General features: G+C 66.7%; 21 protein-coding genes. 2 read left to right on the top strand and 19 right to left on the bottom strand.

All coding sequences use genetic code 11. The features are described from left to right. Window positions 1-17: 17 nt before the first annotated feature. From ACIQF4_RS12550 to ACIQF4_RS12495, 12 genes are all read right to left on the bottom strand, one after another. Window positions 18-1073 carry a nickel transporter gene (locus ACIQF4_RS12550; RefSeq protein ID WP_350001188.1) on the bottom strand — a complete coding sequence of 352 codons (1056 nt, stop codon included), beginning with the start codon at window positions 1071-1073 and terminating at the stop codon, window positions 18-20. Next, the gene (locus ACIQF4_RS12545; RefSeq protein WP_374152986.1) at window positions 1073-1903 is read right to left on the bottom strand and encodes an urease accessory protein UreD; all 831 of its coding nucleotides are present in this window, start codon (window positions 1901-1903) and stop codon (window positions 1073-1075) included. The genes ACIQF4_RS12550 and ACIQF4_RS12545 overlap by 1 nt, the downstream gene beginning before the upstream one ends. Window positions 1904-1944: 41 nt before the next feature. Beyond that, window positions 1945-2562 (bottom strand): urease accessory protein UreG, encoded by a 618-nt coding sequence (ureG, locus tag ACIQF4_RS12540; protein ID WP_400515855.1) that lies wholly within the window; start codon window positions 2560-2562, stop codon window positions 1945-1947. Window positions 2563-2574: 12 nt separating this feature from the next. Further along, entirely contained in the window at window positions 2575-3255 is a 681-nt protein-coding gene (locus ACIQF4_RS12535) for an urease accessory protein UreF (RefSeq protein WP_400515854.1), read from the bottom strand. After that, a complete protein-coding gene (gene ureE / locus ACIQF4_RS12530; RefSeq protein ID WP_400515853.1) occupies window positions 3236-3715 on the bottom strand; it encodes an urease accessory protein UreE in 480 nt (159 codons plus the stop codon). Before ureE ends, ACIQF4_RS12535 begins: the two co-directional genes overlap by 20 nt. 25 nt (window positions 3716-3740) lie before the next feature. Next, on the bottom strand, window positions 3741-5471 hold the full coding sequence (ureC, locus tag ACIQF4_RS12525) for an urease subunit alpha (protein ID WP_400515852.1): 1731 nt from the start codon (window positions 5469-5471) through the stop codon (window positions 3741-3743). Next, window positions 5468-5821, bottom strand: a complete 354-nt coding sequence (locus ACIQF4_RS12520) for an urease subunit beta (protein WP_400515851.1) — start codon at window positions 5819-5821, stop codon at window positions 5468-5470. The genes ureC and ACIQF4_RS12520 overlap by 4 nt, the downstream gene beginning before the upstream one ends. A gap of 11 nt (window positions 5822-5832) precedes the next feature. Continuing rightward, window positions 5833-6135, bottom strand: coding sequence for an urease subunit gamma (locus ACIQF4_RS12515; protein WP_066273243.1), 303 nt, complete (start codon window positions 6133-6135; stop codon window positions 5833-5835). A 261-nt stretch (window positions 6136-6396) separates the two neighbouring features. Next, window positions 6397-6951 (bottom strand): isochorismatase family cysteine hydrolase, encoded by a 555-nt coding sequence (locus tag ACIQF4_RS12510; RefSeq protein WP_350001202.1) that lies wholly within the window; start codon window positions 6949-6951, stop codon window positions 6397-6399. A 64-nt stretch (window positions 6952-7015) separates the two neighbouring features. Beyond that, the gene (locus tag ACIQF4_RS12505; RefSeq protein WP_400515936.1) at window positions 7016-8029 is read right to left on the bottom strand and encodes a LacI family DNA-binding transcriptional regulator; all 1014 of its coding nucleotides are present in this window, start codon (window positions 8027-8029) and stop codon (window positions 7016-7018) included. Window positions 8030-8158: 129 nt separating this feature from the next. Next, window positions 8159-8743 carry an HhH-GPD-type base excision DNA repair protein gene (locus ACIQF4_RS12500; protein WP_400515850.1) on the bottom strand — a complete coding sequence of 195 codons (585 nt, stop codon included), beginning with the start codon at window positions 8741-8743 and terminating at the stop codon, window positions 8159-8161. A gap of 117 nt (window positions 8744-8860) precedes the next feature. After that, a complete protein-coding gene (locus ACIQF4_RS12495) occupies window positions 8861-10408 on the bottom strand; it encodes an alpha-N-arabinofuranosidase (RefSeq protein WP_400515849.1) in 1548 nt (515 codons plus the stop codon). 287 nt (window positions 10409-10695) lie between these two features. Here ACIQF4_RS12495 and ACIQF4_RS12490 point away from each other — a divergent pair, with 287 nt between their 5' ends. After that, window positions 10696-11649: an ANTAR domain-containing protein gene (locus ACIQF4_RS12490; protein ID WP_400515848.1), complete on the top strand. Its 954-nt coding sequence runs from the start codon at window positions 10696-10698 to the stop codon at window positions 11647-11649. Here ACIQF4_RS12490 and araA read toward each other — a convergent pair. From araA to araB, 3 genes are read right to left on the bottom strand one after another with little or no spacing between them, the layout of a single operon-like run. Further along, window positions 11646-13166 (bottom strand): L-arabinose isomerase, encoded by a 1521-nt coding sequence (araA, locus tag ACIQF4_RS12485; protein WP_400515847.1) that lies wholly within the window; start codon window positions 13164-13166, stop codon window positions 11646-11648. The two genes, ACIQF4_RS12490 and araA, sit on opposite strands and share 4 nt — an antisense overlap. A gap of 54 nt (window positions 13167-13220) precedes the next feature. Further along, window positions 13221-13916, bottom strand: coding sequence for an L-ribulose-5-phosphate 4-epimerase (locus ACIQF4_RS12480; RefSeq protein WP_400515846.1), 696 nt, complete (start codon window positions 13914-13916; stop codon window positions 13221-13223). Further along, window positions 13913-15670 carry a ribulokinase gene (gene araB, locus ACIQF4_RS12475; RefSeq protein ID WP_400515845.1) on the bottom strand — a complete coding sequence of 586 codons (1758 nt, stop codon included), beginning with the start codon at window positions 15668-15670 and terminating at the stop codon, window positions 13913-13915. Before araB ends, ACIQF4_RS12480 begins: the two co-directional genes overlap by 4 nt. A 244-nt stretch (window positions 15671-15914) precedes the next feature. On the opposite strand from araB, the gene ACIQF4_RS12470 reads away from it, so the two are divergent. Then, window positions 15915-16451, top strand: coding sequence for a hypothetical protein (locus tag ACIQF4_RS12470; protein ID WP_400515844.1), 537 nt, complete (start codon window positions 15915-15917; stop codon window positions 16449-16451). Here ACIQF4_RS12470 and ACIQF4_RS12465 read toward each other — a convergent pair. From ACIQF4_RS12465 to ACIQF4_RS12450, 4 genes are all read right to left on the bottom strand, one after another. Further along, complete coding sequence (locus ACIQF4_RS12465) at window positions 16413-17309, bottom strand: anti-sigma factor (protein ID WP_400515843.1); 897 nt, start codon at window positions 17307-17309, stop codon at window positions 16413-16415. The genes ACIQF4_RS12470 and ACIQF4_RS12465 overlap by 39 nt on opposite strands. Beyond that, the gene (locus ACIQF4_RS12460; protein ID WP_400515842.1) at window positions 17296-17874 is read right to left on the bottom strand and encodes an RNA polymerase sigma factor; all 579 of its coding nucleotides are present in this window, start codon (window positions 17872-17874) and stop codon (window positions 17296-17298) included. Before ACIQF4_RS12460 ends, ACIQF4_RS12465 begins: the two co-directional genes overlap by 14 nt. Window positions 17875-17924: 50 nt before the next feature. Continuing rightward, window positions 17925-18716, bottom strand: a complete 792-nt coding sequence (locus ACIQF4_RS12455) for a class F sortase (protein WP_400515841.1) — start codon at window positions 18714-18716, stop codon at window positions 17925-17927. Window positions 18717-18813: 97 nt separating this feature from the next. Beyond that, on the bottom strand, window positions 18814-19647 hold the full coding sequence (locus tag ACIQF4_RS12450; protein ID WP_400515840.1) for a DUF4397 domain-containing protein: 834 nt from the start codon (window positions 19645-19647) through the stop codon (window positions 18814-18816). Window positions 19648-19737: the final 90 nt, after the last annotated feature.

The raw sequence follows: 19737 nt of genomic DNA, 5'->3' as shown, positions 1-19737 counted from the left end.
GTTCAGGGCCTGCGCATTCAGGGCCTGCGGCTGCCCGCCAGGCGCCCCGTCACTCCTGCCGCTCCCCACACCGCCAGCAGCAGCGCCACCAGCAGCAGGCCGGCGTCGCCCAGGTCTATTGATCCCAGCCACACCGTCAGGGGATCCTCCAGCGCGAAGGCGGCATTAGTGAACCCGCCCAGCGTTATTGCTGCGATGAACAGGGCGGACACCGCCGAGATGCCGGTGACCAGGGCATTGAAGCCCAGCCGCCGCTGCGGGTCATCGAGCGCGGAACGGTACATCCGCATCATGGCCACCCCGTTCACGGAATCGCAGAGGGTCATCGCCGCTGTGAACGCCAGCGGCAGGGCGAGCAGGCCGAACGGTGGCACTCCCGCCAGCGAGGCCGCCGTCGTCATCATCAGCAGCCCGATGGTGGTGGCGGTGTCGAAGCCCAGCCCGAACAGGAATCCGATCACGTAGATGTTCCGGGGCCGCCGCACCCTGGACAGCGGCCGGGCCAGCAGCCGCGCCACCAGTCCGTGCGGCTCAAGGTCGCTGGACCCTATCGCCGCCCCGGCACGGGCCCGGCGGAAGGCCCGCGCTGAACGGGCGAAGGCCGAGCCGTTGAAGAGGCCCATGGCCAGCAGGAACAGCCCCGAAACACCGCTTCCAATCAGGCCAAGCACCAGGTTGCCCGTGGTCCCGTCCTGCATGAACTGGCCCACCAGGCCGGCTCCTGCGATGACCAGGATCCCTGCCAGCGTCACCACCGAACTGTGCCCGAGGCTGAAGGCGAAGCCCACGCTCACCGGGTCCTGGCGCTGCGCCACAAACTTGCGGGTCGAGTTGTCGATCGCGGCGAGGTGGTCCCAGTCGTAGCTGTGCTTGACGCCGGCGAGGTAGGCCGTGAGCACCAACCCCCACATGAGCGGCTCCGCGCCGGAGCCTGCGGCGTTGCCGGCCAGCAGGATGACGACGGCGGCCGCGTGCAAGGCAGCCACGGCACCGAAGGTGAACATCAGGCGGGTCCGTAGCGGCAGCGATTCCCGCCGGCGGTACAGCGTGGCGAAATTCGTGAGGACTGTCATCAGTGCTTCCTCAGGTTCAGGGGTTCCTGCCCGTGCCATCGCTTCCGGAGGAGGTTGGCGCAGGCATTGAGCAGGCAGTTCAGTTCGCCGGTGCTGTTGGAGAGGGCACGCAGTACCAGCCCGGTGGTTCCCCAGACCGTGCCGGTCAGGGAAACGCCTGCACGGGCATCGCGGTCCAGGGTCAGTGCATGCAGGTCGTCGGCGAGCGCCTGGTCCACCCTGGGGTCCACCACCACCAGCGAGCCCACGTGGCTGAAGCCCTCCATGTACCCCATTCCCGTGACATCCCCGGCCGGCGGCCGGATCAGGAGATTGTCGAGGGCCAGGAGCCGGGTTCCGCCAGGGCCTTCAACACGGATATCGTTGCGCAGCCGTACTTCCTCGTACCGGAAAGCGGCGCCGTCCGGAGACCATCCCGGAGTCACCACTTCAGCCATGACCAGGGACGACGACGGCCGTAAGGTGATGTGCGTACGCTGCCGGTAGCTGGCCTCCCGGTAGGCGATGAGCTGGTCCGGCATCAGCTCCAGCCGGGCCCCCTCCCCCAGCCGAAGGGTCATCCGCTGCTCGGCAAAGGACCCGGGAGTCCGGTAAACCTTCGTAGCGGACTGGGTAGTCAACAGCAGGTCGGCCCCATCCTGGACCTCCACATCCAGCACAAAGAGATCCGCTCCAAGATATGCCCCGCCAGGATTCACCACGACATAACAAACCTGCCCCGAGTCATCGAGATAGTGAGGCCGCAAAACGCGAAGAGCCCCCTGATGGTACTGGTGCGCGGCTACTGAACGCTCCCCACGCACAGCGACCCGAAGCTCAAGCACCCCCATAGGTGCCACGCCGTGGACGGGCCCGGCGACCGCCGTCGTGGTCATGACGCGAGGTCGAGCATCAGGACGTCGCGCCTCACCCAGTCAATGACCTTGTCGAGGCCTTCGTCGGTCTTGAGGTTGGTGAAGCAGAACGGCTTGGCGCCCCTGAATTCCCGCGAGTCCCGTTCCATGACGTTGAGGTCAGCGCCGACGTGGGGTGCGAGGTCGGTTTTGTTGATGATGAAGAGGTCGGATTTGATCATGCCCTGGCCGGCCTTCCGCGGGATCTTCTCACCCTGGGCCACGTCGATAATGTAGATGGAGAAGTCCACGAGTTCGGGGCTGAAGGTGGCGGAGAGGTTGTCACCGCCGGATTCGACGAAGATGACCTGCAGGTCGGGGTGGCGGGCTTTGAGTTCCTCGATGGCGGCGGTGTTCATGGAGGTGTCCTCGCGGATGGCGGTGTGCGGGCAGCCGCCGGTTTCGACGCCGATGATGCGGTCCACGGGAAGGATGCCGTTGGTGGCCAGGATTTTGGCGTCCTCGATGGTGTAGATGTCGTTGGTGATGGCGGCCATGGAGATCTCGACGCTCATGTGCCGGGTGAGCCGCTCCACGAGCTGGGTCTTCCCTGCGCCCACGGGCCCGCCGATGCCGATCTTGATAGGTTCAGTCATATTGTCCTCCTGCTAGCTCATGAACATCCGGGCACGTTGGCGTTCGTGCCGCATTTGCGAAATTTCCAGTCCGGGGGTGACGGCCCCAAAGTCGTCCGGCGTCAGGTGGGAGACCCGTTCGACCGCGGCAGCGACGTCGTCGGCCGCCTGGCGAAGCAGCCGCTGCCCGGCGTTCTGGCCGAGCGGGATGGCGCGGACGGCGTTCTGCGTTAGGGACGTGACGGAGGCGAAAAGGTAGGCGGCGAGCGCCTCCTGCAGCGGCACCCCCAGCGAACGGGCGACGACGGCGAACGCCAGCGGCTGGTGCCCCGCGGACCGGCCGGTGGCCACCAGGTCCCGGTACAGTTCCAGCGCAGGCGAGGGAAAGACCTCCGCGCCAATTTCCAGCAGCCGCCCGCCCATCTTCACGGAAGCCTCCCGAACCTGCCGAGGCAACAGTGAGGCGGACAACAGTTCATCCAGCTCCCCAACATCCCACCCCTCATAGAAGAACCGGATAGCCAGCCCGTCGGAGTAAGTAAGCGACTGCGAGATAAAAGCAGAGAGCCACACCCTAAAAGATCCCTCATCAAAAACGAGCCCAGCGTCGACATAAGTCTCAAACCCAAGGGAGTGCGCAAAAGCCCCAGTAGGAAGCGCGGAGTCGGTGAGCTGCTGGAGCGCCAACTGGTAGCTAATGACTGTGCTCAGCATGGCGGAAAGGTACAGGCATGACGCGTTCCTGGCGGGAGTAGGGCACACCCACGTGGAGAAGGTAGTCCTCGACGGTGTGGTCGTAGGCGCACACCATGACTTCAGCTTGGTATTCCGACGATGCATCGAAGAACTGGGCCTGGAGGTGCCGGTTGCCGAGGGAGTGGGCCACGACGCCCATCTCGTGGATGGTCCGTGGCGCGATCACCAGGACGTCGGTGGGCAGCACGGACACCACAATCATGTTGGCGTCCTCGACGTGCAGGATGTCGCCGTCGCGCAGGTCGCCGGAGCCGGACGGGAGCCGGATGCCGATTTCCTTGCCGTGGTCCGTTGTGGCGCGCTGGATCCGCCTGACCAGCTGCGCGCTCGGCAACACCACTTTCTCCTGGTGCAGGCTCGCGTAGGTGGCCGGGTCCGGCAGCTCGTGCAGGTTGCCGAGAACTTTTTCGATGATCACTGGGTCTCCGAGGGCTTGGAAGAAATCAGAAGAGGAAGTAGCGCTGGGCCATGGGCAGCACATCGGACGGTTCACAGGTGACGTCTTCGCCGTCGACCGTCACCTGGTACGTTTCGGGGTCCACCTGGATGTCCGGCGTGGCGTCGTTGTATTTCAGGTCCGCCTTGGTGAGGAAGCGGATGCCGGAAACGGGCCGGATGACCTTCTCCAGCCCAAGCTCCGCGGGAACCCCGGCGTCGATCGCGGCTTTGGACAGGAAGGTGATGGAGGACTGCTGCACGGCTTTCCCGAACGCGGCGAACATGGGCCGCATGGTGCGCGGCTGCGGGGTGGGGATGGAGGCGTTGGCATCCCCCATCAGCGCGTAGGCGATCTGCCCGCCCTTGATCACCAGCTCCGGCTTGACGCCAAAGAAGGCAGGATCCCACAGGACCAGGTCCGCGAACTTGCCCACCTCCACGGACCCCACGGAGTCCGCGATGCCCTGGGCGATGGCCGGGTTGATGGTGTACTTGGCCACGTAGCGCTTGAGGCGGAAGTTGTCGCTGCCCGCACTGCCGTGGGAGCCGCCGTCGTCAGCTGCCAGGACCCCGCGCTGCTTCTTCATCTTGTCCGCAACCTGCCACGTACGGGTGACCACTTCCCCCACCCGGCCCATCGCCTGGGAGTCCGAGGACGTGATGGAGAAGATTCCCAGGTCCTGCAGGACGTCCTCGGCGGCAATGGTCTCGGCACGGATCCGGGAATCGGCGAAGGCCACATCCTCCGGGATGTCCGGGTTGAGGTGGTGGCACACCATGAGCATGTCCAGATGCTCTTCGATGGTGTTGCGCGTGTACGGCAGCGTGGGGTTGGTGGACGCGGGCAGGACGTTGGGCATTCCGGCGATTTTGATGATGTCCGGGGCGTGCCCGCCGCCGGCGCCTTCGGTGTGGAACGTGTGGATGACGCGGCCGTTGATGGCGCGGATGGTGTCCTCCACAAAGCCGCACTCGTTGAGGGTGTCCGTGTGGATGGCCACCTGGACGTCGTACTCGTCAGCCACGGTGAGGGAGGTGTCGATCGAGGAGGTGGTGGAGCCCCAGTCCTCGTGCACTTTCAGCCCGATGGCCCCGGCGCGGATCTGCTCAGCCAGGGGTTCGACGGCGGAGGCGTGCCCCTTGCCGAACAGGCCGATGTTCATGGGGAAGCCTTCGGCGGCCTGCAGCATGCGCTGGATGTGCCATTTTCCGGGCGTCACGGTGGTGGCTTTGGTGCCTTCGGCAGGGCCGGTTCCGCCACCAATCATGGTGGTGATGCCGCTGGTCAGCGCCGTGGGGATCTGGTCCGGGGAGATGAAGTGGATATGGCTGTCCACTCCCCCGGCAGTGAGGATCTTGCGTTCACCGGCAATGATCTCGGTGCTGGCGCCGATTATGATATCCACGCCGTCGGTGATCTGCGGGTTGCCGGCTTTGCCGATCCTGAAGACATGCCCGTCCCTGATGGCAACGTCCGCCTTGTAGATCCCGGTGTAGTCCAGGATCACCACGTTGGTGATCACGGTGTCCGGGACGTCCTCATCCCGCACCACCTGGCCGTTCTGGCCCATGCCGTCACGGATCACCTTGCCGCCGCCGAAGACAACCTCCTCGCCGTAGACGGTGAGGTCGTTCTCGATCTCCAGGAACAGGTCGGTGTCCGCCAGGCGGATGGCGTCGCCCGTCGTCGGGCCGTAAAGGTCGGCGTATTGCCGGCGGGGGATCTCGAAGCTCATTTGCCGTCCCCTTCCGTGACGGACCCGCCCAGGCGGGTGGCGCCGTCGAGCTTTCCGTTGATTGCATTGCTGAGCCCGTACACCTCGCGGGCGCCGGCCAGTTCTATCAGCCGGACGCTGCGCGAGTCCCCCGGTTCAAACCGTGCCGCGGTCCCGGCGGGGATGTCCAGACGCCGCCCGTACGTGGCTTCCCGGTCGAAGGCCAGCGCGGCGTTGGCCTCGGCAAAGTGGAAGTGCGAGCCCACCTGCACGGGGCGGTCTCCGGTGTTGGTGACTGCAACCTCGATGGCCTCACGCCCGGCGTTGGCCGTCACCGGCCCGGACCGGAAGACGTACTCTCCTGGAATCATGGCGTGCCCTCTCAGCGGATCGGATCGTGGACAGTGACGAGCTTGGTGCCGTCGGGAAAGGTTGCCTCGATCTGCACGTCGTGGATCATCTCGGGCACGCCTTCCATGACGTCCTCCCGCCCCAGAAGGGTGGTGCCGTAGCTCATGAGGTCAGCTACGCTGCGTCCGTCGCGGGCTCCCTCGATCAGTTCGTAGCTGATGATGGCCACAGCCTCGGGGTAGTTGAGCTTGAGGCCGCGGGCCTGGCGGCGGCGCGCGAGGTCGGCGGCCACCACGATCAAAAGCTTTTCCTGCTCGCGCGGCATCAGGTGCATGTTGGTCCCTTCAACGGGCCGCTTGCGGCGGCGTGGGACCCACAGTAGGTTGCGGACGTTTCCGCCACGTTTCAGGTTTGTTATGCCCGGCTCTCCATTCACCGGGCACGGGTGCGCGTCGCTGAATTTCCCCAAGTTTCACGCTCTGGAAGGCGAGGACGACGGCGCGTGGCCGGGACACGCCGTCGTGCCCTCCAAAAGGTGGGGAGGCTCAGCGGCTAAGACCGGCAGCGGGCGTCACCGCCGGAGGCAGCCGGGGTGTTACGGCTGACCGAGACGTGCCAGGATTTCGTCACTGGACTGGACCGGCTGGCGGTAGCTCGTGGAGAGGATGCGCAGCATGTCCGCTGCGTCCTGGCTGTCCTCCGAGGCCATCGCATCCTTGGCGTACGTGACACGGATGTTGTGGGCGAACGCGTCCGCGCCCGTCTGGGCGATGCAGTTGTGCGTGGAAACCCCGGCGAGCACGATCTCCTCAGCGCCCCAGTTGCGCAGCCTGGCCAGCAGGTTGGTTCCCACAAACGCGCTGTCCCGCGTTTTGGTCAGCTGCGGCAGGCCCCCGGTGGCCAAGCCGGACACCGCCTGCGCCTGGCTGCTGCCGCGGAAAATGAAGCCTTGGTCATCGTCCAGCATGTTCAGTGACCAGGTGGATTTATCCCGCTCGTGTTCCGTCCCCACCAGCAGGACCTTGTGCCCGCTCGCTTCGAAGCCCTCCATCAGCTTGTTGCAGGACGCCACCAGACGCTCCTGCTGCGCGGCAAGTTCCGGCGCCTCGAAAAACGCGTTCTGCATGTCAATGACAAGAAGGGCAATCATGGGGCCACCTTTCCTCGTTGGTCTGCCGGAGAAGTACCCCGAGGTTGGGCGGGCGAAACCTGGTTCAGGGCACGTGGGGCGCCGACTCTCGGACTTCCAGCTGGAATCCGGCTTCGATGTGCGCTGCCTGGCCCTCCGCCTCCCGCCCCTCGATCCGGTCGATCAGCAGGCTGATGGACCGTTCGGCGATCTCCTCCATGCCCGGCGAGACGGTGGTCAGGGAAGGCGAGGCGAACCGGGCCTCGTCGATGTCATCGAAGCCTGCCACCGCCACGTCCCGGGGCACCTGCAGGCCGCGGATCAGCAGCTCGTGCATGGCACCCAGGGCCAGGACGTCGTTCAGGCCGAAGACGGCGTCGAACTCCACGCCCCTGTCCAGCAAACCGGCGACGGCGGCGGCGCCGTTGTCCCGGCGCCAGTCGCACGGGGCGATCAGCGCCGGGTCGAAGGGAACGCCGGCCTCATCCAGGGCCTTGCGGTAGCCGTTGAGGCGCAGGCCCACGCTGCCGGCGGACTGGTCCGGGTGGGCGCCTATGACGGCGATCCGGCGGCATCCGCCGGCCAGCAGGTGGGCGGTCAGGGCGGCAGCGGCTTCCCCGTTTTTCATGGTGACCAGGTCGAACCGGGGATCCAGGATGTGTTCGCCCAGCAAAACCAGGGGTTTCTTTCCCAGCCGGGCGGCAATGGTGTCCGCGTCGATAACCAATGGGGTGAACAGCAGGCCGTCGGTGAGCTGCCGGAACGGGCCCTGCAGGGCGTTCAGTTCCACCTCTCCCGCTGCGTCCGACTGTTCCACCAGGACCCGGTAGCCGCGGCGGGAGGCGGCCTTCATCAGCCTGGAGGCAAGTTCCGCGTAGTACGGCGCCGAGAGGTCGGACAGGACCAGGCCCAGCATCCTGGTTTTCCCGGAACGCAGGCTCCGGGCCGTCAGGTTTGCCTCGTAGCCCAACTCCGCGATGGCGTCCTGGACCCGTTTCTTGGTGGCAGGGCGAATGAACTCGTAGTCGTTGAGCACGTTGGAGACCGTCTTGAGCGACACCCCCGCCGCCCTCGCAACGTCATTCATGGTGACCGCCATCATGGCTCCTTTAGGTGGTTCCGCCAGTTCCTGCCATACATCGTTGCAGAATTTCGCGGCCACGCTGCACCCGCCGGCCACGCATGGTCACTGCGGCGCGGCGTATGCGGCGCGGCGTATGAAGTGCGGTCAGGCCTTCGCCGCTTTCGCGGCTGCCTTTGCGGCCTGCTTGCTGGCCCGCACCTTGGCGAGGGATTCCGGATCCACGATGTCTGCCACGGAGAGGTAGGAGCCTTCCTCTCCGTAGTGCCCGGCCGCTTCACGCCACCCGGGAGCCTGCAGTCCGCACTGCTTGCCGAGCAGCGCAAGGAAGATCCTGGCTTTCTGATCACCGAAGCCGGGCAGGGCCTTGAGCCGGCGCAGCACCTCGGCTCCGTCCGGGTTGCCCCTGGTCCAGATGGCGGTGGCGTCGCCGTCCCAATCGTTGTGCACGGTCTCAGCGAGCGCCTGCACGCGGGCCGCCATCGAGCCGGGAAAGCGGTGGACGGCCGGACGTTCCTTGAACATCTCCACGAACTCGCCCGGATCCTGCGAGGCGATGGCCCCGGGCTCCACGGATCCGATCCGTGCCCTGATTTTCTCCGGACCGGCGAAGGCCGATTCCATGGTCACCTGCTGGTCCAGCAGCATCCCTGTCAGCAACGCGAAGGCGTCCTCACTCAACAACTTGTCCGCGGCGGGATCACCCGTGATGTGCAGTTCCATGCCGTCCATCCTCCCAGAGGCGTGGCGCCGCCGTCATGCCGTCCCTCCCCGTGGAGTTTTTGTCCAGATATGCAGGGTTGTGGGCGGTTTATCTCCGCATACCTGGACAAAAACTCCTGGACAGGGTTACTGGTTGACGGCCAGCCGGATCATGGACCAGGACACGGCCGGCAGCTCCGCAGTGAGCCTGCCGCCGTCCGTTTTGACCGTGACGTTTTCCGTAGGCAGGACCGACGTCGAATCATCAGCGGTTGCCTGCCAGTACGGGTCCTTGTTGGCGTAGGTCACCGCTTCAAGCACGCGCACGCTGCCCAGGCCGGACACCACGGCATCCAGGCCCAGCGCATCCGTGGCGGAGCGGTTGACGGCGAAGACCACGGCTTCACCCTTGGCGGCGTCATACGTTGCGACGGCGGACACGGCGGCGAAGCCGGCGGTTTTCCCGCCGCTGGCCAGCGGGGATTCGACGGCGAGCTGAAGCACCGTTCCGGAGGCGTGGCGGGAGGTGAGGGCGAACGGGTGGAAGGTGGTCTGCTTCCAGGCGCGGCCTCCGGGCTCGGTCATGATGGGAGCGATGACGTTCACCAGCTGGGCCAGGCTGGCTGAGTGGACGCGGTCCGTGTTCTTGAGCAGGGTGATCAGCAGGTCACCGACGACGACGGCGTCCGCCACGGTGTAGGTGTCCTCGAGGAGGACCGGGGCCACCGGCCAGTCCTTGCCGGTGGGCGCGCGCGACTCGTCGCGGCTCATGTGCCACACGTTCCACTCGTCGAAGGAAATGTTGACCTGTTTGGTGGACTTCTTCACCGACTTCACGTGGTCGATGTGGCTGACGATGTCCTGGATGAAGGTTTCCATCCGGTGCCCGGCGGAGAGGTGTTCCTGCAGGTCGCCAAAGTCCTCGAAGTACTGGTGGGCGGAGATCAGGTCCACCAGCTCGTAGGTTTCGGAGAGGACAACCCGCTCCCACTCACCGAAAGTGTCCATGGTGGGCCCCGAACTGCCGCACGCCACGAGTTCCAGGTCAGGTTCGATCATCCGCATGCCGCGGGCGGTGTCTGCCGCCAGCCGCCCGTATTCAAGGGCGTTCTTGTGGCCGATCTGCCACGGGCCGTCCATTTCGTTGCCCAGGCACCACATCTTGATGCCGTAGCCCTCCTCTGCGCCGTTGGCCCGGCGCTGGTCCGAGAAGGCCGTGCCGCCGTCGATGTTGCAGTACTCCAGCAGATCAAGCGCTTCCTGCGTGCCCCGGGTGCCCAGGTTCACGGCCATCATGGGCTCGACGCCTGCCTTGGCGGACCACTTGGCGAACTCGTCCACGCCCACCAGGTTGGGGTCGGTGGAGTGCCAGGCGAGGTCCAGCCGGACCGGGCGCTTGTCCACGGGACCCACGCCGTCCTCCCAGCGGTAGCCGGACACGAAGTTGCCGCCGGGATAGCGGACGGTGGAGACTCCGAGTTCCCGGGTCAGTTCCAGCACGTCGCTGCGGAAACCGTCCTGGTCCGCCTTCGGGTGTTCGGGCTCGAAGATCCCGGTATAGACACAACGGCCAAGGTGCTCCACGAAGGCACCGAAAGTGCGCCGCCGGACCGGCCCCACAGCGAAGGCGGGGTCCATGGTGATCCTGGCGGTGGCTGGTTCTGCAGTGGTCACGAAAACTTCCTCGTTTCTCATTTGTACAACGTTATAGAAAACATTCTTGGCGCTGCCGTGGCAGGAGTCAAGCAGCTGCAGGGAAGGTGGCAAGTGGAGGCAGGCCGGGATTCGGGCAGCCCTATTCCCGGCCACCCGCGGCAAAGGCGAAACGAATGCGGCGCCGGCCGAAATCCAAGTAGTACCTAATCTGAAAAACGGGTATCCCTTACGCATTCACCGGCGCGGATGGCCCAACTAAGTTCTTCTCAGAGGCAAGACGACTTCTGACTCGTAGTACTTGTCTCACGAGGGGGTGTGAGACTGCAATGCACGCACAAAACATAAGTTCGGCTTTCCCGGCCCGCAGGGCACGGGTACTAAACGGGGCCGGCGACGAGGAGGCCTTTGAGACCAAGGCCTCTCCCCCAGCCGTCGCCGGCCCTCTTCATGCGCAGAAGGGCAAAGGCCGCCGGCCTGCACAGCACGCTCCGGCGGCGCTGGCCGCGGCGGGCGAGGCCGGTCCGGCGGACAGCGGCGCCCAAGATGACCTCCTCCTCGACCTGGTCAGCGGCACCCACAACCTAGGTGAATCCCTTGACGTGCTTGCCGCCGCAGCCGTCCGGACAATTGTCCGGGCCGCGGGCCTGAGGATTGAATGCGGCGTTGTGGTGCACCAGCCGAAGAGGAATTCCGCCGTTACCGGCACCTCCGGGGGCGTTGTGGAGCTCCTGGAGTGGGAGCAGCAGGCTGGCGAGGGCCCTTTGCACGAGGTGCTGGCCGGCCACCATCCGGTGGCCGTGCTCCAGCGCAACGGTGATTTCCGCTGGCCGCGGTATTCCACCCAGCTGCAGATGGCGGGTTTCGGCAGTGCCATGGGGATCAGGCTTCGGATCGCAACCGATGCCGACGGCGACGGTACCGGCCCGGCTGACGCACCTGCCGCCCTGGCACTGTTTGCCCAGGACGCCAAGGCGTTCCCGCTTCAGGTCATCTCCGAAGCCCGCAGCTTCGCAGGCCTTGCGGCCAAGAGCCTGGAAGTTGCCGTCAGCCTGCATTCAGCCAGGTCCACCGCCACGGACCTGCGCTCAGCCCTGGACAGCCGGACCTCCATCAACGTGGCGTGCGGAGTGATCATGGCCCAGAACAGGTGCTCCTACCACGAGGCTTTCGCCATCCTGGCCAAGGCGTCGAGCCACCGCAACATCAAGGTGCGCAGGGTGGCCGAGGACATCCTGGACAAGCTCCCCGAAGGACCGCCCCGCGCACACTTCGGCAGCTAGATCCCGCCTGCCAGCTTGTAGTAGGCAGCATTCCAGTTCAGGTCCTTCTTGAACTGCCGAATGGTGGTTCCCTCGTCGATCGTGAGCAGCTCTGTTTTGGCGATTTCGGCGAAGTCCTCGAACACGTCCATGCCCACCTGCGTGGACAGAACGGTGTGGTGCGCAGCTCCCGCCGTGAGCCAGGCCGCGGCGGAGGTGGCGAAGTCCGGCTTAGGCTGCCAGAGGGCGCGGGCCACCGGAAGGTTGGGCAGCGGCTGGTCCAGGGGAACCACATCGACGGCGTTCGCCACCAGGCGGAAGCGGTCCCGCATGTCCGAAAGGGCCACCACGACTCCCGCGGAGGCATCGGCGTCGAACACCAGGCGGACAGGGTCCTCCTTGCCGCCGATGCCCAGCGGGTGGATCTCCAGCCGCGGCTTCGCGGCAGTGAGCGAGGGGCAGACCTCCAGCATGTGCGCGCCCAGGATCTTCTCCGCACCGGGGGCCAAGTGGTAGGTGTAGTCCTCCATCAGGGACGCGCCGCCGGGCAGGCCCGCACCCATGACCTTCGCGGCGCGGACCAGGATGGCGGTCTTCCAGTCGCCCTCGGCACCGAAGCCGTAGCCGGCCGCCATCAGGCGCTGGACGGCCAGGCCGGGGAGCTGGCGGAGCGCGCCCAGGTCCTCGAAGGAGGTGGTGAACGCGGCAGAGCCGTTGGCCTCCAGGAAGCTGCGCAGCCCCAGCTCGATCCGGGCGCCGTAGCGGAGCGACTCGTGCCGTGCCGCGCCTGCGCGGAGCTCCGGAACCACGTCGTAAAGGTCCTCATACTCGGCAACCAGCGTGTCGACGTCGGACTCCGCAGCACCGTGCACGGCGTCGGCAAGCTCGTTGACGGACCAGGTGTTGACCGCCACGCCGAAGCGCAGCTCGGCCTCCGTCTTGTCCCCTTCGGTGACGGCGACGTTGCGCATGTTGTCCCCGAAGCGGGTCAGTTTCAGGGTGCGGACGGCGGCCCAGCCCGCGGCGGCGCGCTGCCAGGAACCCACCTGGCGGGCCACCTCCGGGTTGGAGACGTGCCCGACGACGGTCTTGCGGGCGATGCCCAGGCGGGACTGGATGTACCCGAACTCGCGGTCGCCGTGCGCGGCCTGGTTGAGGTTCATGAAGTCGAAGTCGATGTCCGCCCAGGGCAGTTCCAGGTTGGCCTGGGTGTGCAGGTGCAACAGCGGCTTGCGGAGCAGGTCCAGGCCGGAGATCCACATCTTGGCCGGGCTGAACGTGTGCATCCAGGCGGTCACGCCGATGACGGAATCGTCCGAGTTCGCCTCCAGCGCTGTGCGCCGGATGGCGTCGGAGTCGGTCAGGACCGGTTTCCAGACGATCTGCACCGGGACGGCAGAACTGGCATTCAGCTGGTTGGCGATCTCCTGCGACTGGGCGGCCACCTGCTTGAGGACGTCCTCGCCGTAGAGGTGCTGGCTGCCGGTCAGGAACCAGACCTCGTAGCCGTCAAGGGAAGTGTTTGCTGCGGTGCTCATGAATTCTCCTGCGAAAGTTTTTAGGACGTTGCGGCCGCGGGTCCGGCCGGAATGTTACTGGCCGTAGACGTTCTGGTAGCGGGCGTAAAGGGAGTCGATGTGGCCCTGGTCAATCGGCACCGGCTCGCCCAGCTGCCGGGCAATGTGGACGGTGCGGGCCACTTCCTCGCACATCACGGCTGCCTTGACTGCCGATTTCGCGTCCTTGCCGATGGTGAACGGCCCATGGTTCTGCATGAGCACCGCCGGTGAATTGGAATTCTTCAGCGTCTCAACGATCCCGTGGCCGATCGAGTCGTCGCCGATGAGGGCGAACGGCCCCACTGGGATGCTGCCGCCGAACTCGTCGCTCATCATGGTGAGCACGCACGGGATGGCTTCGCCGCGGGCTGCCCAGGCGGTGGCGTAGGTGGAGTGCGTGTGCACTACCCCGCCGACGTCGGGCATGTGCCGGTAGACGTAGGCGTGCGCCGCCGTGTCCGACGACGGCGAGAGCGGCGGGTTCCCCCACTCACCTGCCGCGTCTCCCGCGACAGGCTCGCCGTACAGGTCCGTGACCACCATCTGTTCCGGCGTAAGGTCCTGGTAGGAGACACCCGAGGGCTTGATGACCATGAGGTCCTGGCCGGGAACCCGGGCAGAGACGTTGCCCGCTGTCCACACCACGAGTTGATACCGGGTCAGTTCGGCGTGCAGGGTGCACACTTCTTCCCGGACGCGGGCAATGGTTTCCAGGATTCCGGCGCTCATGCGGACACCCCTGCCGTGGCGCGGGCCGGCGATGCTGCCGCGGGGCCGGGAAGCACTGCACCGGCAGCCCGGCGCTGGATGGCCTTGAGCCGGTGCATCACATCGTTGCTGCCGCGCCCGAAGTAGTCGTGCAGCGTCTTGTACTCCTGGAAGAGTTCCTCGTAGGCCGCAACGTTTTCCGGGATGGGGGTATACACCTCGCCGGGTTCGGAGCCCATGGCGGCGGCCGCCTCCCGGATGTCGGCGTACTTCCCGGCGGCCACGGCGGCGTGGATGGCCGAACCGAGTGCCGGCCCCTGGGCCGACCCGATGGTGGAGAGCTGCAGCCCGGTGGCATCGGCGTAGATCTGCATGAGGAGCGGATTCTTGAGCAGGCCGCCGGCAACGATGAACTCCTTCACGGGAACGCCGGAGTTCCGGAAGGCGTCCACGATGGTGCGGGTGCCGAAGGCTGTGGCTTCCAGCAGTGCGCGGTAGGTGTCCTCGGGCCGGGTTGCCAGCGTTTGTCCAACGACGATCCCGGACAGCTCATGGTCCACCAGAACCGAGCGGTTGCCCGAGTGCCAGTCGAGGGCGATGAGCCCGTGTTCGCCGATCGCCTGCCGTGACGCCAGTTCCGTGAGGTACTCGTGGATGCCAAGCCCGGCAGCTTCGGCTGCCTGGTGGTATTCGGGCGGCACTCCGTACTTGGTGAACCAGCCGAAGATGTCTCCCACGCCGGACTGGCCGGCCTCATAACCCCACAGTCCGTCCACGATGCCGCCGTCCACCACCCCGCACATGCCGGGCACTTCACGGAGTTCGGTGCCGTTCATGACGTGGCAGGTGGAGGTTCCCATGATGGCCACCAGCTGGCCGGGGTCCACGGCCTTCGCCGCCGGCGCCGTGACGTGGGCGTCCACGTTCCCCACGGCCACGGCAATGCCTTCCGGCAGCCCGGTCCAGGCCGCGGCTTCGGCGGTGAGGTGCCCTGCGGCGTCCCCCAGCCGGCCGATGGCGTGCTCCAGCTTGGCGCTGACGAAGTCCTTGAACTGCGGGTTCAGGGCGGCCAGGAAGTCCTCCGACGGGTAGCGGCCGTCCTGGTAGATCCCCTTGTACCCGGCCGTGCAGGCGTTGCGGACGTAGCGGCCGCACAGCTGCCAGACAATCCAGTCCGCAGCCTCAACCCAGTGGTCCATTTCGGCGTACGCCTCGGGGTCTTCCTCCAGCAGCTGCAACCCCTTGGCGAACTCCCATTCGGAGGAGATGAGCCCGCCGTAGCGGGGCAGCCAGTCTTCGCCGCGTTCCGCTGCGAGCCGGTTGATCCGGTCGGCCTGCGGCTGCGCCGCATGGTGGCGCCAGAGCTTCACGTAGGCGTGGGGGCGGTTCTCAAAACCGGGCAATTCGTTCAGCGGGGTACCGTCCGCCTTTACCGGCACCATGGTGCAGGCGGTGAAGTCGGTGGCAATGCCGACGACGGCGGCCGGGTCGATCCCAGCCTCAGCCAGTGCTGCGGGAACCGCATGGCGCAGGACGTCACGGTAGTCGTCCGGCACCTGAAGGGCCCATTCCCCGGGAAGGCGCACGGGTTGTCCGTCAGCACTGCGGCCTGCCGTGTCCTCCGGCAGGGCGCCAGTCACCACGGCATGCGGGTAGTCGTATACGCCGCTGCCAAGCTCCTTGCCGTCGCGCACCCGTACCACCACGGCGCGGCCAGAAAGCGTTCCATAGTCCACGCCAATAACAAACGAGTCCGGAGCGTCCACTGCGTCCATAAGAAAAGTTCCTCCATAGCTGCCGCCACTTCGCGGCCTGTGTTAATTGTGAGCGCTAACAAGCGGGAAGTCAACAGCCACGCGGCGGCTGCCAGAGGTGGAAAGAAATGGCCGGGGAGCAGGGGCAGCGGCCCCGCCTGAGACTGGCCCCCTGGAGACAGGGCGTGCCGGAAGTGACTGAGGAGCGGCCAAGCGGGGTACGGGCAGGAAGACTGGAAGCGGCAGGGAAACAGGAGGGGGAACCATGGAAGGCGTGCGCGCCGTTGGGCACACGGATACGCCTGCACCTGCAGCAGGGAGCCACTCCCCCGCGTGGGCCGCCGGGCCGGTGTCAACCGCCTTGGGACTGGCCGCCCACCTGGCCGCCGGAGGACAGGCGCCCGGGGTGCCCATCGTTGTCGCTTTGGCCGCCCTGCTGGGCATGGTCGCCGCAATGGCCGGGCGGCACCGCCTGCCCGGGTGGGCAGTCCTCGTCGCAGCCGGAGTGGCACAGCAGCTGCTGCACCTGGCCTTCGCCGCATTCTCCACGGCCAGCGGATTCACACTGCCGGGCCACCACGGCGCGACGTCCATCCCGGAAGGGCCGGGTGTGCCCACTTCCGGCGGCCCCGCCCCGGACGCAACCGGCGCCACGCACTCCCTGCACCTGATGCTGCACCTTCACGCAGCCGCGGCCCTGACAGCCGCAGCCGTACTTACGCAGTGGACCAGGCTGGTTCCCATGGTGCGGCGGCGGGGCAGGTCAGGTGGCGAGCGTGCCCCTGGCAATGCTGACGCTTGAGTGGGCGGGGTTGCCGTCAACAGGCTCGTCGGAGACGTCCACAATCGGGTACTCCGAGATCTCCAGGCCGGCCGGCAACTGGAAAGTTCCGGAGTCGGAGTTCATGACGCCCAGGCTGACCAGGCGCGAGAGGTCGGGCGCGATCAGCCAAACCTCTTGGTAGCCCTGAGCCTCGTCCTTGCTGAGCCGGACCTCCAACGCCCGGGACCCGTCTGCGGTTTCCACAACCCTTGCTGACCCGGCGGCGGAATATTTGGGCAGCGGCGCCAGGTCGGCCTCCGCCAGCGGCCGGGGCGCCTGGTTGAGGGACCACACCGCTCCGGCGGTTACCAGGACCGCAGCCGCGGCAGCGGCCATCCATGGTCCCGGACGCTGCCACCATGCCGGGGACCGGCGCGAGGCAGCACGGGAGGCGGCCCTCTCCTGCAGTGACACCGGCTCGGCCGGCACTTCACGTTCCGCGGCGGATTCATCCGCCTGCCGGACATCCTGGCCCGTATCCCGGCCGGCGTCCTGGCCGCCGCCCCTGGAATCCCTTGCGACTTCACCCGCAGTGGTTTCCGCCGGCGCCCATCCCGGCCGGACAGTTCCGTAATGTTCCCTGACGCCGGCCAGGGGGTCGTCCTGCACGGATTCAGAAAGCCCCAGCTCCCGGTGGATCCCGGCCCACACGCCGGGGCCGGGCACTTCAAGGCGGCTGGTTTCGGGCGGTGTTTTGACGGCCTCCACGGTGCGCCGCAGTGCCGCGAAATCCGCCGCGCATTCGGGGCAAACCCGTAGGTGGTCACGGGTATTGCTGTCGTCCCAGTCGTCGTACAGCGCAAGGAGGCATAACTCTTCCGGATCAGGATGCGGCATGGTTTACCTCCAATCTGTTTCTTAGGTGGGACAGGCTGCGGCGGATATGGCTCTTGACCGTACCAAGAGGCAGGCCAAGTTTCCTCGAAATCTGTTCGTGCGTCAGGTCATCGTAGAAGGCAAGCTTCATGATGGAACCCTGGGGCTCGCCGAGCCGGTCCAGCTCCCCGTCCAAAAGGAGCCTGTCAGCCAGGAGCTCGGCATCTTCATGGCCGGTGCCCGCGTCCTCCGCCATGCCGGCTCCGGCCGCTGCCACGGCTTTCCGCACCTCACGGGCGGAAGCGGACAAGGTATCCGAGATGACGTTCCGGGTGATGCCCACAATCCACGCCGGCAGCCTGGCCACCTGGGGATTGAAGGTGCTCCGCGAGCGCCACACGCGGATGAAGACCTCCTGCGTGACGTCGTCGGCCGCTGAACGGTCCGGCAGGGAACGCAGCGCCAGGGTGTGGACCAGCGGGGCAAACTCCCGGTAGGCGGCTGCCAGGGCACGTTCATCTCCTGCAAGGAAGGACGGCGTCAGGCCGTCTTCCCACCCCGGCGGAGCCTGGTCGGGAGGTACCAAACGGGGCTCCTTCGCAGCGTCGGTAGCGACAATCATGGCAGGATCACCGCTCACTCCAGGACCGCGGTGACAATCACATTGTCGCTGTAGTCCATTCGTTCGTCCAGCCACTTGCCGCCGCATGTGATGACTTTGAGTTCGTGGGGCCCGGACCGCCGGAACACCGAGCTTCCGTCGAACCGGTCCTTGGCCATCAGCTCAACGCCCACCACCCGGTAATTCAAGGTGGGAGCGCCCTCACGGCCCACCTGCACCAGGGTTCCGGCAGCCACGGACTTCAAGGCGGAAAACGGCGCGTTGTCAGACTTTGTATCGATGTGCCCGGCGATCACGGCCGTGCCCGCGGCGGCACCCGGTGCGGGCCCGAAGCGGTACCAGCCGGCCAGGTCGAACGCGTCAGGAATCTCCATGGCGCCGCCGCCGGATACGCCCACCGGCACCACCGGCATGTTGATGGGGGTGCCGGCAACGGTAAGGGAGACCGGGGCTGGCGCCGCGCTCACGGCCGCCGGGGCCGCCGGGCGCACGGGAATGTTCGGGATTGCCGCCGGGCTGCCGGCAGCCGCTGGGGCCGGGGCAGGGCTTTCGGGCTGGGCCGGGGCGGGCTGGGCCGGGCCTTCGGATGGGGCCGGGGCGGAGTTTAGGGGCTGCGCAGGGTTTACGGGCTGCCCCGCCGCTGCCTGGTTGGCAGGCGGGGGTGTAACCGGCTGGGACGGGGCGGCCGCGCAGGAGGAAAGCACCAGGGCCCCGGCGAGCAGGACTCCTGCACCCGGGAAAACGGGGGACCGACGGCGGGACTCCCCTGCCGTCGTCGTACCTGTTTCCTTGTGTCCGGCTTCCATCGTGCCCGGCCTTTCTCTCGGCAGGCCCGGAAGGAACCTGCATCAGTGATGGAAAAGCGGCAGCCGCCCGGCACGTGCCGGGCGGCTGCCGGTTGAACTACTCTGCCCGGCGGGCGGCGACGGTGCGGGCCACGCCCACGCCGCCAAGGAGCAGTGCCAGGGCTGCGGCGCCGAATCCGGCCATGAGGGCGGTGGAGTCTGCCGGAGCGGCAACGGTGGAGCCGTCGAGGGCACCCGGTACTGAACCCGGAGCGGAGTGCAGGCCCTCAATGGTCTGCACGGCCAGCTGCAGGTTCGCATCAGCCAGGCTTCCCCAGGCGTACACAATGGTGTGCGTGCCTTCGGCGATGGTGACGTCGGCCGGGCCGATGACCGGGGCAGTGGTTCCGGTGGCGGCAACTGCTGCCGGAACGGTTCCGGGGTCCAGCGTCAGCGTCTGCTCGTTCGGGTTGGCCAGGTTGGTGATGACCGGCGATCCGCCGGCGAGGACGTCCACCGCAGGGGCGGCTGCTGTGTGCCGGACGGTCAGCTTGCCTTTGCCGGCCTCAATCTGGGAAACGTCATTGGTGAAGAGGTTGGCGGTGGGGTTGCCGGCGGCGTCCAGGTTGGCGACCGCGGTGTAGTTGCCGTTGGCGGCCAGGGTGACACTGACGGGGCCGATGACCGCTGCGGAAGCGTCGGCGGCGTCCGAGGCAGTGATGGCGAGTTCGTAGGCGCCTGCGGGCAGGGCCAGCGGGCCGGCCAGGCTGCCGGGGGTGAAGTCATCGAGGGTCCGGTCACCGTTGACCCAGACGTCCACGGTCAGGCCCGGGACGCCGTGGAGGACGGACAGCTGGGCGTCCCCCTCCGCTGCCTGGGCCGGGCCGGCGAGAGCGATGGCTGCTGCGATTGCCGCTGCACCGGCGCCTGCTGTGAAAATGCTGTTGCGCATGTCTATCTCCATTGATCGGCCCGCCTCGCGGGCATTTTTTGCTTACACCTCTACTACCGGCGCAGCATCGGAGTTGGATGCACATGCATG

This window comes from Pseudarthrobacter sp. NPDC092202, assembly GCF_044755505.1.
Lineage (GTDB): Bacteria > Actinomycetota > Actinomycetes > Actinomycetales > Micrococcaceae > Arthrobacter.
Note: the sequence above shows the minus strand (reverse complement) of the source record. Positions and strands in the feature narration are given on the sequence as shown.

Excerpts from the sequence above, each read along its gene's own strand:
- ACIQF4_RS12550 (WP_350001188.1), bottom strand. The coding sequence starts at position 1,073 with ATGACAGTCCTCACGAATTTCGCCACGCTGTACCGCCGGCGGGAATCG.
- ACIQF4_RS12545 (WP_374152986.1), bottom strand. The coding sequence starts at position 1,903 with ATGGGGGTGCTTGAGCTTCGGGTCGCTGTGCGTGGGGAGCGTTCAGTA.
- ureG (WP_400515855.1), bottom strand. The coding sequence starts at position 2,562 with ATGACTGAACCTATCAAGATCGGCATCGGCGGGCCCGTGGGCGCAGGG.
- ACIQF4_RS12535 (WP_400515854.1), bottom strand. The coding sequence starts at position 3,255 with ATGCTGAGCACAGTCATTAGCTACCAGTTGGCGCTCCAGCAGCTCACC.
- ureC (WP_400515852.1), bottom strand. The coding sequence starts at position 5,471 with ATGAGCTTCGAGATCCCCCGCCGGCAATACGCCGACCTTTACGGCCCG.
- ACIQF4_RS12520 (WP_400515851.1), bottom strand. The coding sequence starts at position 5,821 with ATGATTCCAGGAGAGTACGTCTTCCGGTCCGGGCCGGTGACGGCCAAC.
- ACIQF4_RS12515 (WP_066273243.1), bottom strand. The coding sequence starts at position 6,135 with ATGCACCTGATGCCGCGCGAGCAGGAAAAGCTTTTGATCGTGGTGGCC.
- ACIQF4_RS12510 (WP_350001202.1), bottom strand. The coding sequence starts at position 6,951 with ATGATTGCCCTTCTTGTCATTGACATGCAGAACGCGTTTTTCGAGGCG.
- ACIQF4_RS12505 (WP_400515936.1), bottom strand. The coding sequence starts at position 8,029 with ATGGCGGTCACCATGAATGACGTTGCGAGGGCGGCGGGGGTGTCGCTC.
- ACIQF4_RS12500 (WP_400515850.1), bottom strand. The coding sequence starts at position 8,743 with ATGGACGGCATGGAACTGCACATCACGGGTGATCCCGCCGCGGACAAG.
- ACIQF4_RS12495 (WP_400515849.1), bottom strand. The coding sequence starts at position 10,408 with ATGAGAAACGAGGAAGTTTTCGTGACCACTGCAGAACCAGCCACCGCC.
- ACIQF4_RS12490 (WP_400515848.1), top strand. The coding sequence starts at position 10,696 with ATGCACGCACAAAACATAAGTTCGGCTTTCCCGGCCCGCAGGGCACGG.
- araA (WP_400515847.1), bottom strand. The coding sequence starts at position 13,166 with ATGAGCACCGCAGCAAACACTTCCCTTGACGGCTACGAGGTCTGGTTC.
- ACIQF4_RS12480 (WP_400515846.1), bottom strand. The coding sequence starts at position 13,916 with ATGAGCGCCGGAATCCTGGAAACCATTGCCCGCGTCCGGGAAGAAGTG.
- araB (WP_400515845.1), bottom strand. The coding sequence starts at position 15,670 with ATGGACGCAGTGGACGCTCCGGACTCGTTTGTTATTGGCGTGGACTAT.
- ACIQF4_RS12470 (WP_400515844.1), top strand. The coding sequence starts at position 15,915 with ATGGAAGGCGTGCGCGCCGTTGGGCACACGGATACGCCTGCACCTGCA.
- ACIQF4_RS12465 (WP_400515843.1), bottom strand. The coding sequence starts at position 17,309 with ATGCCGCATCCTGATCCGGAAGAGTTATGCCTCCTTGCGCTGTACGAC.
- ACIQF4_RS12455 (WP_400515841.1), bottom strand. The coding sequence starts at position 18,716 with ATGGAAGCCGGACACAAGGAAACAGGTACGACGACGGCAGGGGAGTCC.
- ACIQF4_RS12450 (WP_400515840.1), bottom strand. The coding sequence starts at position 19,647 with ATGCGCAACAGCATTTTCACAGCAGGCGCCGGTGCAGCGGCAATCGCA.